The 16341-nt window shown below is 59.2% G+C and carries 20 protein-coding genes; 4 read left to right on the plus strand and 16 right to left on the minus strand.

Translation table 11 applies throughout. From position 1 onward, the window contains the following. Positions 1-94 precede the first annotated feature (94 nt). Both hgcA and hgcB read left to right on the plus strand, forming a co-directional pair. Positions 95-1129, plus strand: a complete 1035-nt coding sequence (hgcA, locus tag VGK27_08895) for a mercury methylation corrinoid protein HgcA (GenBank protein HEY3490221.1) — start codon at positions 95-97, stop codon at positions 1127-1129. Then, positions 1126-1422, plus strand: coding sequence for a mercury methylation ferredoxin HgcB (gene hgcB / locus VGK27_08900; protein HEY3490222.1), 297 nt, complete (start codon positions 1126-1128; stop codon positions 1420-1422). Before hgcA ends, hgcB begins: the two co-directional genes overlap by 4 nt. 16 nt (positions 1423-1438) lie before the next feature. Here the strand turns inward: hgcB and rdgB are convergent, their stop codons facing one another. Together rdgB and rph are read right to left on the minus strand one after the other, a co-directional pair. Further along, complete coding sequence (gene rdgB, locus VGK27_08905) at positions 1439-2044, minus strand: RdgB/HAM1 family non-canonical purine NTP pyrophosphatase (GenBank protein HEY3490223.1); 606 nt, start codon at positions 2042-2044, stop codon at positions 1439-1441. Continuing rightward, complete coding sequence (gene rph, locus VGK27_08910; protein HEY3490224.1) at positions 2041-2835, minus strand: ribonuclease PH; 795 nt, start codon at positions 2833-2835, stop codon at positions 2041-2043. Before rph ends, rdgB begins: the two co-directional genes overlap by 4 nt. A 127-nt stretch (positions 2836-2962) precedes the next feature. Between rph and VGK27_08915 the strand changes: the two genes are divergently transcribed. Then, complete coding sequence (locus VGK27_08915) at positions 2963-3361, plus strand: hypothetical protein (protein HEY3490225.1); 399 nt, start codon at positions 2963-2965, stop codon at positions 3359-3361. Positions 3362-3461: 100 nt separating this feature from the next. On the opposite strand, the gene infA is transcribed toward VGK27_08915, so the two are convergent. Genes infA through rpsA form a run of 3 tightly spaced genes read right to left on the minus strand, consistent with a single transcriptional unit; the run spans position 3462 to position 5315 of the window. Next, on the minus strand, positions 3462-3683 hold the full coding sequence (gene infA / locus VGK27_08920) for a translation initiation factor IF-1 (GenBank protein ID HEY3490226.1): 222 nt from the start codon (positions 3681-3683) through the stop codon (positions 3462-3464). Between the two features lie 15 nt (positions 3684-3698). Then, the gene (locus VGK27_08925) at positions 3699-4070 is read right to left on the minus strand and encodes a translation initiation factor Sui1 (GenBank protein HEY3490227.1); all 372 of its coding nucleotides are present in this window, start codon (positions 4068-4070) and stop codon (positions 3699-3701) included. 27 nt (positions 4071-4097) lie between these two features. Beyond that, the gene (gene rpsA, locus VGK27_08930) at positions 4098-5315 is read right to left on the minus strand and encodes a 30S ribosomal protein S1 (protein ID HEY3490228.1); all 1218 of its coding nucleotides are present in this window, start codon (positions 5313-5315) and stop codon (positions 4098-4100) included. Positions 5316-5479: 164 nt separating this feature from the next. On the opposite strand from rpsA, the gene VGK27_08935 reads away from it, so the two are divergent. Continuing rightward, positions 5480-6082: a DedA family protein gene (locus VGK27_08935; protein ID HEY3490229.1), complete on the plus strand. Its 603-nt coding sequence runs from the start codon at positions 5480-5482 to the stop codon at positions 6080-6082. Positions 6083-6095: 13 nt separating this feature from the next. Here VGK27_08935 and VGK27_08940 read toward each other — a convergent pair whose 3' ends face one another. The 11 genes from VGK27_08940 to VGK27_08990 form a co-directional block, all read right to left on the minus strand. Continuing rightward, positions 6096-7325 carry an HD domain-containing phosphohydrolase gene (locus VGK27_08940; protein HEY3490230.1) on the minus strand — a complete coding sequence of 410 codons (1230 nt, stop codon included), beginning with the start codon at positions 7323-7325 and terminating at the stop codon, positions 6096-6098. A 77-nt stretch (positions 7326-7402) separates the two neighbouring features. Further along, positions 7403-8245, minus strand: a complete 843-nt coding sequence (locus VGK27_08945; GenBank protein HEY3490231.1) for a Sir2 family NAD-dependent protein deacetylase — start codon at positions 8243-8245, stop codon at positions 7403-7405. Positions 8246-8312: 67 nt separating this feature from the next. After that, positions 8313-9203: a succinate--CoA ligase subunit alpha gene (gene sucD / locus VGK27_08950; protein ID HEY3490232.1), complete on the minus strand. Its 891-nt coding sequence runs from the start codon at positions 9201-9203 to the stop codon at positions 8313-8315. A 41-nt stretch (positions 9204-9244) separates the two neighbouring features. Continuing rightward, positions 9245-10402 (minus strand): ADP-forming succinate--CoA ligase subunit beta, encoded by a 1158-nt coding sequence (gene sucC / locus VGK27_08955; GenBank protein HEY3490233.1) that lies wholly within the window; start codon positions 10400-10402, stop codon positions 9245-9247. Positions 10403-10508: 106 nt separating this feature from the next. Further along, positions 10509-11105, minus strand: coding sequence for a TonB family protein (locus VGK27_08960; protein HEY3490234.1), 597 nt, complete (start codon positions 11103-11105; stop codon positions 10509-10511). 24 nt (positions 11106-11129) lie between these two features. Then, positions 11130-11591 (minus strand): hypothetical protein, encoded by a 462-nt coding sequence (locus VGK27_08965; protein HEY3490235.1) that lies wholly within the window; start codon positions 11589-11591, stop codon positions 11130-11132. Positions 11592-11703: 112 nt separating this feature from the next. Next, a complete protein-coding gene (locus VGK27_08970; protein HEY3490236.1) occupies positions 11704-12354 on the minus strand; it encodes a transposase in 651 nt (216 codons plus the stop codon). A 149-nt stretch (positions 12355-12503) separates the two neighbouring features. Beyond that, entirely contained in the window at positions 12504-14678 is a 2175-nt protein-coding gene (locus tag VGK27_08975; GenBank protein ID HEY3490237.1) for a kelch repeat-containing protein, read from the minus strand. A 111-nt stretch (positions 14679-14789) separates the two neighbouring features. Continuing rightward, positions 14790-15095, minus strand: a complete 306-nt coding sequence (locus tag VGK27_08980; protein HEY3490238.1) for a type II toxin-antitoxin system RelE/ParE family toxin — start codon at positions 15093-15095, stop codon at positions 14790-14792. Between the two features lie 4 nt (positions 15096-15099). Beyond that, complete coding sequence (locus VGK27_08985; GenBank protein ID HEY3490239.1) at positions 15100-15375, minus strand: type II toxin-antitoxin system Phd/YefM family antitoxin; 276 nt, start codon at positions 15373-15375, stop codon at positions 15100-15102. Between the two features lie 243 nt (positions 15376-15618). Continuing rightward, entirely contained in the window at positions 15619-16068 is a 450-nt protein-coding gene (locus VGK27_08990; protein ID HEY3490240.1) for a hypothetical protein, read from the minus strand. Between the last annotated feature and the right edge of the window lie 273 nt (positions 16069-16341).

Genomic DNA, 16341 nt, shown 5'->3' on the forward strand with positions numbered 1-16341 from the left:
GCCCCGCAAGATCATGCCGGCCAAGTTCGGCCCGGTTCCCCCGAAAGGCCCGGATCCCGAAGCCCCCCCCTGTTGAGGGCCGAAGACTCCCGCCGTGGGCGGGGGCATCGACGAATCGGTTCCCGGCTTCCTCGGCTGGCTTGACACGCCTTCGGGCAAGATCGCCCGCATCGCGTCCGACTGGACCGCTGCCGACCGGCTGGGCGCATGGAAGGTCCGATGGGCGATCGGCCGGATGGCTTACCTCGTTCCCCCCGGGCTTTACGCCGTCGGAACCCCGGATGCGTCGTCGCCCGTCGTCGTCACCGCCAACTACAAGCTGACGTTCGATCTTGTCCGTCGCGCATTGCGCGGCCGGAACACGTGGCTCCTCGTCCTCGAAACGCACGGAATCAACGTCTGGTGCGCGGGGGGCAAAGGCACGTTCGGGAGCGACGAACTCGTCCGGCGAATCGGCGCCGTCAACCTTTCCCGGGTGGTCTCCCACCGCACGGTGCTGTTGCCGCTGCTGTCGGCGAACGGCGTCTGCGCCCGGACCGTCCGGGCGAAAAGCGGCTTCGAGGCGCGCTTCGCGTCCATCCGCGCGGCGGATCTCCCCGAATACCTCGACAACGGCCACCGCACGACCGGACCCATGCGGCAGTTGACGTTCACGCTGCGCGAGCGGGCAGCCGTCGTCCCCGTCGATCTCGTCCTGGCGGTTGGCGCCTCGCTCCCGGTCCTCGCCGCCTGCCTCGTCGTGGGGGCGCTTGCCGCCCCGAAGGTCGTTTCGTTCGAGACGCTCTTCCCCGCCCTGGCATACCTGTCGGCGCTCGCCTGCGGCACGATCTGCGTCCCGCTGCTTCTGCCGCTCCTCCCCGGCCGCGCCTTTTCCTTCAAGGGCGCCCTGTTCGGACTCCTGCCGGTGGCCGCGATCGGCGGAATGACGGGATGGTCTCCTAAATCCGTCCTGCCGGCGCTGTTCGCGTTGCCCGCCGTCTCCGCCTTTTTCGCGCTCAACTTCACCGGCAGCACGACCTTCACCTCGAAATCGGGCGTCAAGAAGGAGATCCGACTGGCGATGCCCGCGATGGGTCTGTCGGCGCTGGCCGGTCTCATCGCATGGATCGTCGGGAGATTTGCGGGATGAAGGGATTTTCGTACCTGAAGAACGTGACGACGCTGGCGCTCGACCGGGAGCGGTGCAGCGGCTGCGGACTTTGCGCCCACGTCTGCCCGCACCAGGTTTTCGTGATCCGAGGGAGGAAGACGGAGATCGTCGCCCGCGACGCGTGCATGGAGTGCGGCGCCTGCGCCCTCAACTGTCCGGAGGATGCGCTGTGCGTCGATGCCGGCGTCGGCTGCGCCTCGGGCATCCTCACCGAGTGGTGGCGGGACACGTTTCCCGGACGACGTGGGGGACCGGAGTCCGGTTGCTGCTGACCCGATTCTTCCGGGCCTACTCCAGGGCGCCCAACTCGCGCAACGTACCGACCAGTGCCCGCATCGCCTGCCCGCGGTGACTGATCCGGTTCTTCGTTTCGGGCGTCAGTTCGGCCATCGTCTCGACCCGTCCTTCGACGACGAAATACGGGTCGTATCCGAATCCGCCCGTGCCGGCGCGATGGGCCGTGATCCGGCCGCGAATGATCCCGCGCCCCTCGGCGATCACCTTCCCCGGAACAGCGGCAACGGCCACGCAGAAATAGGCCGCCGGCCACGGTTTCGACACCGCGGCGAGCTCCGAAAGCAGCAGCGCGTTGTTGTCCTCGTCGGTCGCGTCCGGGCCGGCATAGCGGGCCGAATGCACGCCAGGCCGTCCCCCAAGCGGCTCGACCGAAATGCCCGAATCGTCCGCGATGCACAGGACGCCCAACGCTTCGGCGTACGCCAGCGCCTTGATCCGGGCGTTTTCGGCGAACGTCCCGGCATCCTCGACCGGGTCGGGCACGGACGGGAAGTCGGCCAGCGTCAGCACTTCGAGGCCGCGCGCCGCTTCCGGCGCCAGCAACTCCCGCATCTCGCGGACCTTGCCGGGATTTTTTGTCGCGATCAGGAGCTTCATTTTGCCCGCTTCCCCGCACCGCCCCGTTTCGGTACGACCGCCTTCTTCGCGGCCGCCTTCTTGAGCTGCGCCGCTTCCCGCAGCGCCCACTCGGCCTGAACAGCGAGGATCGCCTTCCCCGCCTTCAGCGCCCCGTCGAGCATGGCGTCGAGCTCGGCCCTGGAGAACGGATCGCCCTCGGCCGTCCCTTGCACTTCGATCAGCCGCCCGCCCGACGCCATCACGACGTTCATGTCGACCTGCGCCTTCGAGTCCTCGGAATAGTCGAGGTCGACCAGCATCTTTCCCCCGACCACGCCGACGCTGATCGCCGCCACGCCGCCGGAGATGGGGTCTTCCTGGATCTTGCCCGAGGCCAGCAGCCGGTCGCACGCCTGCCGCAACGCGAGCCAGGCGCCGTTGATCGAGGCGGTCCGCGTGCCGCCGTCGGCCTGCAGCACGTCGCAGTCGATCGTGATCGTCCGCTCGCCCAGCTTCTCGAAATCGACCACGGAGCGAAGCGCCCGCCCGATCAGCCGCTGGATTTCCTGCGTCCGGCCTTGAAGCCCCTTGCCGCCGCGCTCGCGCTGGACCCGCGTGTTGGTGGAGCGGGGCATCAGCGCATACTCGGCCGTCACCCATCCCTTCCCCTGCCCCTTCAGGAACGGCGGCACCCGCTCCTCGATCGAAGCGGCGCACACGACCTTCGTCTCGCCCATCTCGAACAGGACCGAGCCTTCGGCATCCTTCTGGATCCCGGTGGTCACCCGGATCGGGCGGAGCTCTGAAGCCTTTCTTCCGTCATTGCGCATGGGGGTTCCTCTCGGGCCGCAGGGGGCATTGATCTTTCCCACTGCAGGTATATGATGATTTTTGCGTACAGTATACAAATTGACCGGATCCGGCAATCCAGTCCCGACCGAATCCTTGGGAGGCGCCATGAAAGCCGCACTCGGAACGTTCCTGTTGCTGGGATGCCTCGGAGCCCTGTATTCGAATTCCTTGGCCTCTGAGTTCACCGTCGTCAAGCCTTCCGTCGTCCAGGTCGACGGGCAGGACCAGGCCGACGCCAAGCTGTTCACCAACCCCGAAAAAAAGATCTACTACGTCTGCATCCAGGGCGACAGCAACCTCTACGAGGTCGACCGGAAAGATAAGAAGGTCGTCGCCGTCAAGCGCTCCTCGGTGCTGGTCAAACCCGAAAAGTGCCGCCCCATCGAGGGCGCCGTCGAGCAGCCCATCGAGGGGCATCTCTACAAGGACACCGCCACAGGTTTCACTTTCAACGCACTGACCGGCAAAAAGATCACGGTCGCGATCCCGCAGGGGACCCGCTGACGGCTCCGCATCAACGCAAGCAAAAAACGAAACGGCCCCGCGCGGGGCCGTACGCCTGGAATGGGTGGCGACCGAAAAGGCCTGCCGCCCGTTGTCTTTTCTAGAGCTTCTGGCGGTGAACGATCAGCCCGTGGGTCGGGTCGTAGGGGGAGACGCCGACCGTCACCTTGTCGCCCACGAGCACACGGATCTTGAATCGCTTCATGTTGCCGCCAAGCTTGGCAAGAATCGTGATCCCGTTCTCGAGCGTGACGACGTAGTTGCCCCCACCCGTCGCGGCGGTTACGCTCCCCTCGATCTTTGCCAGGTCGTCTCTTGCCATGGTATCGCCCTCCCGCTACCCGCCTGCGAGCTTGACGGTGTAGCCGCGTTTCGTCAGTTCGGCGACCAGCGTCTCGCGATGGTCGCCCTGGATTTCGATGAGGCCGTCCTTGGCGGTGCCGCCGGTCCCGCACCGCCTCTTGAGCTCGCCCGAAAGCGCCGCCAGCGCGTCCTCGGAAAGCATCACGCCCGAGACGGTCGTGACGGTCTTCCCGCCACGCCCCTTGGTCTCGCGACGAACGCGGACCACGCCGTCCCCCTTGGGAGGCGCTTGCGATGCGGCTTTTTTCCGGCAGACACAACCGGCGGCCGGCCTGCCGCACGAAGGGCAGACCCGGCCGACCCCGGTTGTATATACGACAGGTCGGTCGTCACGGCGATCGTTCATCGCCTGCGCTTTCCTCCCCGGTGATGGCTACTTGCCGTCCTTGTTGCCCAGCTTGGCCGCCTTGAGCGCCTCGCCGAAGGAACCAAGCGAGCGGGGCGCGTCGGGGGACATGTAGTCCTTGTAGTCGGACGCCTCGGCCTCGGACGAGTCGGACGCGGTTACGACGCCCGGAAGCGCGAGGGCGATGCGACGCTTCTCGCGGTCGACCGATTCGACCTTGACCTCGACGACCTGGCCTTCCTTCACGACCTCGTTCGGGTGCTTGATCCGCTTGCCGCCACCGAGGCGGGAGATGTGGATCAGGCCGTCGATGCCGTCGCCCAGTGCCACGAAAGCGCCGAACGCCGTCAGGCGGGCCACCTTGCCCGTGTGGACGGAACCCGGGGGGAACTTCTGGACCGACGTGTCCCACGGATCGGGCAGCGCGGCCTTGAGGCTGAAGGTGAACCGCTCCTTGACCCAGTCGAGCTGCGTGATGACGACCTCGACTTCCTGGCCGACGGTCAGCACGTCCCGGACATCGGCCACGCGCGCCCAGCCGATCTCGGAGATCGGGATGAGCCCCTCGATGTCGCCGATGTTCACGAAGGCGCCGAAATCGCGGAGCGAGGTGATCGTCCCCTTGACGGTCGTCCCTTCCTTGAGCGTGTCCTTGAGCCCTTCCTGGCGCAACTGCCGCTCGGCCTCGAGCAGCACGCGGCGCGAGACGACGATGTTGCGGCCGCGCTCGCCGTACTGGGTGACCTTGAAGGAAAGCTTCTTGCCGGGGTACTCGCCTTCTTCCTTGATGCGGGGAAGCCCCATCTGGGAGAACGGGCAGAACGCCCGGGTGCCGCCCGCGAGCTTCACCTCGAAGCCGCCCTTGATCTCCTTGACGACGAACCCTTCGACCGGGATACCGCTTCTGAACGCCTCTTCGATCTGGGCGTTGCCGCCGCCTCCTACAACCTTGAGCGTGAAACGGAGTTCGCTGTTGGAGGAGGACAGGAAGTAGGCGGAGAGCGGGTCGCCGACCTTGACGGTGATGTTCCCGTCGGCGTCGAGCAGCTCCTTGCGGTCGATCACCCCTTCGCCCTTGCGGCCCAGATCGAGAAAGATCCAGTCGGGCGCGATGGAGACGATGGTCGCGTCGATCTTCTGTCCCGGCCTCAGCTTGGTCGGGGCGACGTACGAGCCTTCGAGCATTGCGGCAAAATCTTCTTCCTCTTCGACTTCATTGACTTTCGTGTCTTCCAGTTCACTCATCGGTAGCCTGTTCCTTGGGGAAAATAGATTAAGCATTCGACTATAACCCGAATCGTCCTCCGGAACCATCCGAAAATGGCATCCATGAAAAATTGGAGTTATGATGCATCGGACGCGGGGGGCAAGACGATCTTCGCGAATTGCGCATCCGGGGGCAACAAGGCATGATCCACAACGTCGTCATGTGGCTGGTCGAGACCATCGGGGCCTGCGGCTACACCGGCATCTTCCTTCTCATGGCGATGGAAAGCTCGATCGTCCCGGTCCCGAGCGAACTGGTGATGCCGCCCGCGGGCTACCTCGCCTGCCAGGGGCGGATGGATCTCTGGGTCGCCATCCTGGTCGGCACGGCGGGTAGCCTCGTCGGCGCGTACGCCAACTATTTCGCCGCCCGGTACCTGGGCCGGCCGCTGATCCTCAAGTACGGGCGCTACGTCCTGATGCCCCCCGAAAAATTTCTGAAGGTCGAGCTCTTCTTCCTGACCCACGGCGAGATCTCCACGTTCATCGGCCGCCTGCTGCCGGTCATACGCCATCTCATCTCGATTCCCGCGGGGCTATCGGGGATGAGCCATCTGCGCTTCACGGCCTACACGCTGCTCGGCGCCGGCATCTGGGTGACGATCCTGACGTATATCGGCTACGCCATCGGGCAGAACCAGGCGTTGGTCATGTCCTATTCTCACCGGGCGTTGGGAGGCGTGGTCGTCGCGTCGGCGCTGCTGGTGGCAGTCTACGTGCTGATCCGGAAGAGGAAGCGCCCCTGAGAGGGCCGGCCGGTCAGGCAGCCGCCGGCGCCCCGACCGCGGCATCCTGGCATACGGCCAGATTCGCGGCGACGAGATCGACCAGCTTCCCGTCCACTTCGTTCTCGGCCTCCATCCCCCGCAGCATCGTCAGGATCTCGGCCGCCGGCAGCGATCTCCGGTAGGGACGCGTCTGCGCGAGCGCCTGATAGACGTCGGCGACCTTGATGATCCGCGATTCCATCGGGATCTCATGCCCCTCGATGCGGAACGGGTATCCGTGGCCGCTCATCGATTCGTGGTGCTCGGACGCCCACCGGGCAACCTCCCCCAGCCCCCCGATCCGCCGCAGGATCTGCCAGGTCGCATAGCTGTGCTTCATGATGACGGCGCGCTCCATCGTCGAAAGCTTGGCGGGGCTGTCGAGAACTTCGTCGGGCACCTGAAGCTTGCCGATGTCGTGCAGCAGCGCCGCGACCTCGATCTCGCCCAGCCGCTCTCCCGTGAATCCCGCCATCTGCGCCAGGCGACGCGCCAGCCGCGCAACCCCCAGCGAATGCTCCTTCGTAAAGTGTGATTTCGCATCGACGATCTCTGCGATGATGAGGGCGAACCGTTTCAACTCGTCGTAACCCACGTAGCGGCAGCTTTCGGCCTGCTGCATCTCGGCGACATACTCGGGGATGTAGTCCTGCGTGAGCCTCAGCCAGAACGCCTCGGGAGCGGAGGCAGTGAGGAACGCATCGACAATCTCGGGGGCGAAGAATGTTCCGCGATACCGCGCGATCGTCTCGCGGATCGGGGCGACCGCCAGGAGCGGCGATTCGCTGCCCATACAGGAGGCGGCCTGCACGTCGACCCGGTCCGACAGGTAGACGAGGTTGGCGAGCAGCGCCGTCATCGGATCGCAGCGCGTCTTCGAGAGCTCGTCCCAGTGCGTGTGGTGATAGAGCACGATCGGGGCCAGATGGCCCATCGGCGGGAAGTCTTTCAGAAGGGCGTACCCTTTTTCGCAATGGAGGTGGGCATCCGCCCAGTCGAGTTCGTCGACGAGGGTGCGGTGGACGCGGGTCGAGGAAACGCCGCAGTCGTGGACCAGCCCGGCATCGAAGAGCAGCTGCTGCGTCGCCCGGTCCCAGCCCATCCGCTTCGCGATCTCGACGGCGATGACCGCGACCCGGCGGCCGTGCATCACATCGTCGATCCCGACGAGATCCACGGCCCGTGCGACCGACAGGATCAATTGCCGAACGTCGACCTTCATGCGGCACCTCCCGACAGGGTCGGTTGACCTGCGCAGCGGCCTCGGTCTTTAAAGTGTAGAACTTAGGCAGCGACCGGTCAACGCGATCCCTGGGCAGGAAGCAGCGCATCGATCGCCGAGAGCGCCTTGAGCGCCTCCTGCGCGATCGGCAGGTGCGGTGGGGAGATCCCGGGCTCCCGCGGGTTGATCCGCACCGCGGTGATTCCGGGCGAGCGGCCAAGCCGCTCGGTCATGCACCGGATCGTGGCGATGTCCGTCCCCGCGCCCATCTCGACCACGACGGTCTTCCGGCCCGCCGCCTCTCCCAGAAAACGGTCGAATCGCTCCTCCTGCTTGCGCGTCCGTCCGTCGACCCAGGACCAGTCGCCGAACATGAGGATGTTGGGACGCGCCACGCCGCCGCAGTGCGGGCAGCGGGGAATCGATCGTGCACGCATCGTGGCGGGATCGACCGCCACGGATTCCGCGTTGGTCCAGATCGCGTCGCAGCAGGGCGTCATGCATTGGAGATGGTGGATGGACCCGTGCACTTCGAGGATGGCGTCCGCGTCGAAACCCGCCTTCTGGAACTGCCCGTCGACGTTCGAGGTGACCACGAAGGCGTCGAGCCCGAAGCGGACGACCCAGTCGCGCAGGATGCGGAACCCGTCGTGCGGCACCGTCTTGCGGTAGAGTTCGAGCCGATGCCCGTAGAATCCCCACCCGAACGCCGGATCGTCGGTGAAATGGGATGGATTGGCCGCCTGCTCGAATCGCATCCCCAGCCGCTCGTACATCGGGTAGGCCTTCCAGAATCCCTGCGGCCCCCGGAAGTCGGGCAGCCCCGAATCGACCCCCATCCCCGCCCCGGCGGCGACGATGAGCACCTCTGCTTCCCGGATCGCTGCGGCCGCGCAGGCAACCGCCTTCCCGAGCTCCAAATCCGCCTCTCCCTGACCCCGGCGTCCGTGGCCCGCGGGCCCTCCCGATTCAGAGCGCCCGGCCGAATCAGGTCGCGGCCGGAGCCGCCGCCTTCATGGCCTCGTGCATCGCCTCGCCCATCTTCGTCGGGCTCTTCGACACCGTCACGCCGCATTCGGACAACGTGCGGATCTTGTCGCCCGCGCGCCCCTTGCCCCCGGTGATGATCGCCCCGGCGTGTCCCATCCGCTTTCCGGGAGGCGCGGAGACGCCGGCGATAAACGCCGCGACCGGCTTCTTCATGTTTTCCTGGATCCAGTGCGCGGCCGCCTCTTCGGCGCCGCCGCCGATCTCGCCGATCATGAAGACCCCGTCAGTCTCCGGGTCATCGTTGAACATCGTGAGCACGTCGATGAAGTTCATCCCGATGATCGGGTCGCCGCCGATGCCGACGCAGGTCGACTGCCCGAGCCCCAGGTCGGTGAGCTGCTTGACGGCCTCGTAGGTGAGCGTCCCGCTCCGTGACAAGACGCCGATCCTGCCCGGCGTATGGATGTAGCCCGGCATGATCCCGACCTTGCACTGGCCGGGCGTGATGACGCCGGGGCAGTTCGGGCCGACCAGCCGCATCCTGCTTTCGGAAACCATCTTCTTGACCGGAACCATGTCGCGCACCGGGATCCCCTCTGTGATGCAGACGGCCAGCCCGAGCCCCGCGTCGGCGGCCTCGAGGATAGCGTCGGCCGCCCCGGGCGGAGGCACGAAGATCATCGACGTGTTGGCTTCCGTATACTTGACCGCCTCGTTCACGGTGTTGAAGACCGGGATGCCCTCGATGTGGATGCCGCCCCGCCCCGGCGTGACGCCGGCGACGATATTGGTGCCGTAGGCCCTGCACTGCTGCGTGTGGAACAGGCCGCTGCGACCGGTGATCCCCTGGACGACAATCTTCGAATTCCTATCGATCAATATGGACATGGGAGACTCCCCGAAGTTTTTATTTTATTGGGCCAGGGCCCTTAGCCGAGCATCTTGACGATCCGCGCCGCCGCCTCGCCGAGGTTGTCGCCGCACTCGACGTTGAGCCCCGACTCCTTCAGGAGCCGCTTCCCCTCTTCGACCTGGCTGCCGTCCATCCGGATCACGATCGGCAGCGTGCAGTGGACCTCTTCGGCCGCCTCGATGATCCCCTGTGCGATGACGTCGCAGCGCATGATGCCGCCGAAGATGTTGACGAAAATCCCGTTCACGTCGTTGTCCTGCAAGATGATCTTGAACGCCTCGGCCACTTTCTCGCGCGTGGCGCCGCCGCCGACGTCGAGAAAATTCGCCGGCTTCCCGCCGTATTCGTTGAGCACGTCGAGCGTGGCCATCGCCAGGCCGGCCCCATTGACCAGGCAGCCGATGTTGCCGGAGAGCTTGATGTAGGAGAGGTCGTATTTCCCCGCCTGGATCTCGAGCGGGTCGAGTTGCGAGTAGTCGACCATGTCGGGATATTCCCGATGGCGGAAGACGGCGTTGTCGTCGAAGGTGATCTTGGCGTCCATCGCCATCAGCCAGCCCGCCTTCGAGACGACGAGCGGGTTGATCTCGACCAGCGAGCAGTCCTTCTCATGGAATGCGCGATAAAGGTTGAGGATGAGGTTGACGCAATCCTCGCAGACGCTGCCGGTCAGGCCAAGCGCCAGCGCGATGCGGCGGGCCTGGTAGGGACGCAGCCCGGTAAACGGGTCGATGGCGAAGGTGACGATCTTCTCGGGAGACTTCGCCGCCACCTCCTCGATGTCCATGCCGCCCTCGGCGGAGGCGATCAGGATGTATTGCGAGTTGCCCCGGTCGAGCGTGATCGACAGGTAGAACTCCTTGGCGATCTCGACCGCCTCTTCGACCAGGATGCGGCGGACCCGCAGCCCTTCCGGCCCGGTCTGCGGCGTGACGATCTTTTTGCCGAACAGCTCCTTGCCGACCTCCTGCGCCTGCTCGGGGTGGTGGACGACCTTCACGCCGCCCGCCTTCCCGCGCCCGCCGGCGTAAATCTGCGCCTTGACCACGCAATGGCCGCCCATCTCCTTGGCGGCGCGCTCGACCTGGTCGGAAGTCATCGCGACCCGACCTCTCGGGACCGGAATGCCGTAGGCGCTGAGAATCTCCTTGGCCTGGTATTCGTGGATGTTCATGGCTCCCCCTGGAAAATTGTGGTTCCGGATAAATGGTCAGGACAACACGGAGATTTCATCGGCAGATGGCGTGATAAATATCAGTGGATGATGATCATCTGCCCGGCTACTGGAGATACCGGAACGTGGCCTGGAACCGCAGGGATTGGACGTAGGGAGCGGACGGGAACGGATTGAACGGCGCCGCCGCGATCAGGGAATCCAACGCGGCGTTGTCCAGCAGCGGCTTTCCGGAGCTGCGGAAGATTTCCTTCGAGACCAGTTTCCCCTTCCGGTCCACCATGCCATGGAGCTCGACCGTTCCCTCGGCGCCCCGCTCGACCGTCTCCCAAGGATAGACGACGCACAATACGATCCGGCGACCGATCGCCTCGACATACCTGCGGGTGAACGCGAAGTCCTCGATGGCGTCCACGGTGATGTCGACGCAGCCGCCGCGGCACTCCGTCATCCGGAACAGGGGCGCCGCGGGCGCCAAGGCAACCGGAGCGGGATTGTCCGGCGTTGGAAGCGCCTGCGGGCCTGCGCCCGTCTTCATCGGTCCCGACGCCGGCACCGGATCGGGCATCTTCCCCGCGTCCCGGGATTGCCTGCCCTGCCCCTCGGCGGGAAGCATCCGGAAGCCGCCGCACCCGCCGCCGCCCATCGCCGTCGAGACCAGGAACAGAACCGCAAGCGCCTTTGTCGTCCCGAACCGCTTCATGTTCAGCCCCGGCAAATCGAAATTCTATTGCTTCTTATCGGGATAGATCTCGAACAACACGTAAGCCTTCTGGTCCACATCGTAGACGGCACCCAGGTAATCGTCCCCGCCCGAGCTGCTGTCCCCGACCCCATTCAACCATTTTTTCGACGTCACGAAATCCAGATTTTCATAATAATAGCTGACCCCGATCATCCGCTTCCCGTTTTCGCTCACCCCAAGATAGTGCCGCTTGTATTTGCTGATCGGCTTCCGCAGGACGATCTTGTGTACCTTGATGTACCGCTTGACGTAGTCCGGTAGTGCCCGTTCCATCTCGTTGATCTGGTCGTACCCGGGGACCCAGATCTTGACGTCTTTCCGGGTCGACGGCATGTCGAGAATCACGCCGTCGAAGCCGGGGCCCGAAACCCGGGTCGCCGCGGCGTGCCCCGGAGCACAATAGGCGCAGGCTATCAGGAGGGCCAACATGATCACATTCCGCATGGGAATTCCTCTTTTCATCAGATTGATCTTGCGATGCCCGCAGTGACCGCGTCGCTCTCTTTTTCCGACGCTTCCACCGCCGACGGTGTGGATCCCGACCGGGTTATTGGGTCTATCTGAACATCCAGGAAATCGCATACGAAGATCCCTGCGCCTTCTTCGCGATCACCTTCCAGCAAGTTGTCCACATTTCGCTGCAGACGGATCGAAGGGCGCCTCTCCGTTCCTCGCCGAACCATTCGAAGAACCCGGGCAAGGTTTTCTCCGAGCATTCCTTCCCCATCCAGAGCAACTGACAGCGGATTGCCCAGCCGTACCAGTCCTTGAGGCGGGCTTCGGCCTCTGTGCGCGAGTGGGAGAAGTAGACGTCCTGGAGGGCCAGTTTGATCAGATAAGCCCGGGCCGTTTTCAGCCGATAGCCGCAGAGCCGGGTCAAGGTTTCATCCTGCTTTTGGGTCAGGTTTTCGGGGTTCTTCAGGAAAGCATAACGGCTGCTTTTCATCATTGCGGGATAGATCTTGGATTCTTCCGTCCGCACCTCACTCAGGGCGTCGTTCATGTGCTTGATCAGGTGGAAGGAATCAAAGGTGATTTCGGCGTTGGGCAGGGCTTCGTTGACCCCCTTGATGAACGCCTTTGACATGTCGAGGCAGGCGGCGGTGACGTTCACCGGATCCCCGTTGTGGGCCTTGAAGTCCGCAGCAAAGGCCTTGACGGTCTCATGATCGCACCCTTCGGTACCGAACAGGACTTCCGTGTTCAAGTGATCAAACCTCCAGGACGGGATGGGGCCATTCTAACCCCGTTACCCACTCCAAACAGCGAGGAGCCAGCCAAAGGCGCGCTTTTGCCAACGAGAATCATAAAAGCGTGACTGAAGGAGCCGTCAGCTTCAGCCAATTGTTAGACGGCCTATTTGGGGCAGTTACGCCCTTCGCATTCTCCTGTTTCAATATAATAAAATGTATTTTGTCCCCTTTTCGTCCTAGATGTAATATGTCTTTTATATATCAATAGATCGATATTTAGTCCTTCGGGTATCTCACCTATATTATCACATGTTTTATAAATTTTTCTCGAACTCAATCTCAATATATCCTTAATACTATTGGTACTGATATTTCTTGATTTCAATCTGTCATCTATATTTTTTGATTTATTATTATTGACCCAAGCTTCAAACCATTGCCTGAAATCGTCATCTGTCGATTTATTTATATATCCCTTCGAAATAAGATCGAAAACCAATTTATCTTGCTTATATAGTGAACTATTTTTAGAGATCAATGCGCATGGCCACCCTGAGCCCTCACATTTTGCATCCTTTAAATAATAAATGGTGCTATCTCCTTTGTCTCCATATGGGGTCCTGGCATTCCATGGGACAATATATACCTTTTTATTGTCAGGACACATATCCGTTGGAAACTCAAAACGTCCATCAAGGATGACATATATATTATTTGACTCATAATCTATTTTCCAATTTGTTTTATTTCTATATTTCGAAATATCATTAACAATTGTTGGGTTGAATTTGCCATACTTATTTATTGCTTCTGTTTCCCACGCATCCAAGTAGAACGAATCTGCTCTCATAATTTTTTTGGTGAGGATCAATTCATCGAATGGATCTATTCTTGTATCGGCTTTCTTTACACTATTTAATGATTGAGACGGAACATATTCCCGGATCGCCGGTCTACCCTCCCCACCGGAAGATGCACGCAGAGGGGGTTCCGCTCGACGGTTACCGGCTAATTCCTTGGTCCCATTCGGATTAGCCGGAAACGCATTATCTGAACTAGACGTAACAGGCGATTGCTCGTGAGGTTGACCTGAAGGTGTGGGCAGTGGGGATTCTGTTCGCCGGCCAATTGCCAATTCCTTAGCCCCGTTCTGATTAGTCGATATTGCATGATCGGGTCCAGAAGTAACATATGATAGTTCGTGAGGCTTTATTGTGGGTACAGCATATAGTTCAGCAGTAGAGTACGCACTCCTAAAACGCCCCGCCGGTCCTCCCCCCGCAAACAAAATTTTTCCATCAAGCAACTGGGTTGCTGTGTGCATAAGACGCGACCTTGACATTTTCCCTGCCAATACAGATTTACCTGCCGCCGGATCGTAAATCATAATATCTGCAATTTCTATCCTATTTAAACCCGTATCTAAATACCCGCCCGCAAATAAAACTTTTCCATCCAGAAGAAGTGTTGCTGTGAAATCTCGGCCAGAACGGCCGTGGTTTCCGGTTCTCGAAAATGTTTCCGTCACGGGGTCATATAATTCCTGAAAATTAGGATTTTCAACCGATAACAATACCTTCCCTGTTTTAAGTAATATCGCTTTCTGAACAATCATGATACTAGTCATCGTGCCTTTCGTTAGTGCAAATTGCCCTGTAATCGGGTCGTATAGTTCTGCATGGTCCCCCGCCATCCCCCCAACGACAAGTACTTTTCCGTTATCTAACAACGTTGCCGTGTGCTTATTTCTAAAATGATTAGTAGACCCTGTAGGTGAAAACGAATTGGAGACTGGATCGTACAATTCTGCAGACACAGATACTTTATCAATAGTTTCATTATTTCTTGCACCGCCGATAACCAATACTTTTCCATTGCCAAGTAATGTCGCAGTAAATCCTTCCCATCGTATGTATTCCATTGTGCCTACCGGGGAAAACAAACCGGTTTCCCAATCGTAAAGTTCAGCATGTTTCCCCCCTACTACCAATACCTTGCCGTTTGGGAGCCGTGTCGCTGTGTTATAACCACAGACATGCTCCATTGATCCAGTGGGAGAAAACGTTCCCATTTGAGGGTCGTACAACTCTGCCGAAGATAGACGTTCGTCCGTCCGGTCCTTATAATTGAATGTCCCGTGCCCACCAACGATTAGAACTTTTCCATTTGGCAGGAGGGTTGCGGTGTGCTGTATACGTGCCTTATTCATTTCTCCTGTAACGCTTCCTATTAATGTATCAATCCCACCCGCTATAGAATATGAGAGTAAGTCCATAAACAAAACAAGCAATGCAACGAAATAATAATTTATTTTATTGCTATTGAACGATTTTGCCATGATTTACCTCTGTCCGTCTAACGCTCAGGTTCAGCTGCGGGCCGAAGGCGCGCATTTTCCAACGAGATAAATAAATACGTGACTGAAGGAGCCGTCAGCTCCAACCGTTTGTTAGACGCCCTTAACATTTTTATTAGGCTCTTTCGGTAATTGAGCCGTATGCCATACCGCCACTATCCATATTGTTTGATTTTGTACGCTATAGAAAAACCGATAGGGTAACACGAGCAATTCACGATATGGAAGTTCAGGGTATTCTGGAATAATACGCCCTGATAACGGGTGCTTCTCTAGCCGTTTTAGTAATTCATCCGTCTTTTTTAGAAAATTTATTGCGGCGTCAGGATTATCATTATTTATATATTTGGCAGCTGATAATAATTCGGTTTTCGCAGATGGGGTAAACCGGAGTTTCACAGGATTATCCCTCTTTTAATAATTTATAAGCCTCGGCCATGACCGTATCTAGATCATACCCCTTACCTTCTTTAATTTCTTTTTCCCCTCGTGCCAATAACATGAGGATCTCCCTGTCATGCTCTGCGCGTTCGTATTCCTCCGCGCTTACCATGACAGCCGCGGCGCGTCCCCTCTGAGTTATAAATATAGGTTCGCGCGAAGCCCGCACACGCTGCAACACACCAGCCGCATCCTGGCGTAAATCCGTTATCGGTATAATATTCGGCATTCTACCCATGTGACACCTCCCAATGTACCCTTAAGCGTATCACCAACAATATCGTTCGTCAACGCTGTCTTTTTTTCATATGCCTTCATATGTTTTTCTCTATCTACACCGGGTGCGTCTAACGCCAGCGTTAAGCTGCAGATCGAAGGCGCGCTTTTACCATCGAGAATAATAAAAGCGTTACTGAAGAGCTGTCAGCTTCAACGCTTTGTTAGGTGGATTTCGACAAACTATATATTTTAATAGTTATATTTACTTACAAACAGCAATCCATAATTTGGCATAATAATCTAAATCAAAAACATTCCCTTTTATTGTTTTCCTGACCCGGTTTTTTAAATCTTCAGGCATCCAGTCTTCGATAAGTTGCTTTTCAGTTTTAGTAAGAACTTCAAATGTTTTATCGCTGCAATTAATCGCAACTAAATCCTTCGTAGTCTCATCCTTCATTTTTTCATATATATCATTATTTGGACTTCCCGTAATCGTCCTTACTGCTTTAGTCCAAAATTTATATGTGTTGTCTCCGACTAGCCTTATACTATCCTTGTCATAATATGATTCCGTGACAAATAATATTTCTCCTGTTTTTTCGTTGGTTGCTTGAACTCCAGAAAACTCCACCCAACTCTCTGCTCTAACGAGAACAGACGCAAACAATGTTATTACCGAAAACGCCATCGCAAATATTGCTTTTGACATTTAAGACCTCCTATTAAATTCCACCTAACGCTAGCGTTAAGCTGCAGGCCGAAGGCACGCTTTTGCCAGCGATAAACATAAAAGCGTGATTAAAGGATCTGTCAGCTTCAACGCTTTGTTAGGTAGAATATTGGTACGGTCTGGACACATGGGTTACAAAACAGTCCGGAGACATGGGTAACACTCCCGGCAATCTAAAGGGTGCCGCAGGAGGTGCCCTATGCCTTGGAGCGAGACCACACCCATGGACCAGAAAATGCTCTTTCTTGTCGA

It is taken from the genome of Candidatus Deferrimicrobiaceae bacterium (genome assembly GCA_036504035.1).
Taxonomy (GTDB): domain Bacteria; phylum Desulfobacterota; class Deferrimicrobia; order Deferrimicrobiales; family Deferrimicrobiaceae; genus JANXPS01.

Excerpts from the sequence above, each read along its gene's own strand:
- hgcB (HEY3490222.1), top strand. The coding sequence starts at position 1,126 with ATGAAGGGATTTTCGTACCTGAAGAACGTGACGACGCTGGCGCTCGAC.
- rdgB (HEY3490223.1), bottom strand. The coding sequence starts at position 2,044 with ATGAAGCTCCTGATCGCGACAAAAAATCCCGGCAAGGTCCGCGAGATG.
- rph (HEY3490224.1), bottom strand. The coding sequence starts at position 2,835 with ATGCGCAATGACGGAAGAAAGGCTTCAGAGCTCCGCCCGATCCGGGTG.
- VGK27_08915 (HEY3490225.1), top strand. The coding sequence starts at position 2,963 with ATGAAAGCCGCACTCGGAACGTTCCTGTTGCTGGGATGCCTCGGAGCC.
- infA (HEY3490226.1), bottom strand. The coding sequence starts at position 3,683 with ATGGCAAGAGACGACCTGGCAAAGATCGAGGGGAGCGTAACCGCCGCG.
- VGK27_08925 (HEY3490227.1), bottom strand. The coding sequence starts at position 4,070 with ATGAACGATCGCCGTGACGACCGACCTGTCGTATATACAACCGGGGTC.
- rpsA (HEY3490228.1), bottom strand. The coding sequence starts at position 5,315 with ATGAGTGAACTGGAAGACACGAAAGTCAATGAAGTCGAAGAGGAAGAA.
- VGK27_08935 (HEY3490229.1), top strand. The coding sequence starts at position 5,480 with ATGATCCACAACGTCGTCATGTGGCTGGTCGAGACCATCGGGGCCTGC.
- VGK27_08940 (HEY3490230.1), bottom strand. The coding sequence starts at position 7,325 with ATGAAGGTCGACGTTCGGCAATTGATCCTGTCGGTCGCACGGGCCGTG.
- sucD (HEY3490232.1), bottom strand. The coding sequence starts at position 9,203 with ATGTCCATATTGATCGATAGGAATTCGAAGATTGTCGTCCAGGGGATC.
- sucC (HEY3490233.1), bottom strand. The coding sequence starts at position 10,402 with ATGAACATCCACGAATACCAGGCCAAGGAGATTCTCAGCGCCTACGGC.
- VGK27_08960 (HEY3490234.1), bottom strand. The coding sequence starts at position 11,105 with ATGAAGCGGTTCGGGACGACAAAGGCGCTTGCGGTTCTGTTCCTGGTC.
- VGK27_08965 (HEY3490235.1), bottom strand. The coding sequence starts at position 11,591 with ATGCGGAATGTGATCATGTTGGCCCTCCTGATAGCCTGCGCCTATTGT.
- VGK27_08975 (HEY3490237.1), bottom strand. The coding sequence starts at position 14,678 with ATGGCAAAATCGTTCAATAGCAATAAAATAAATTATTATTTCGTTGCA.
- VGK27_08985 (HEY3490239.1), bottom strand. The coding sequence starts at position 15,375 with ATGGGTAGAATGCCGAATATTATACCGATAACGGATTTACGCCAGGAT.
- VGK27_08990 (HEY3490240.1), bottom strand. The coding sequence starts at position 16,068 with ATGTCAAAAGCAATATTTGCGATGGCGTTTTCGGTAATAACATTGTTT.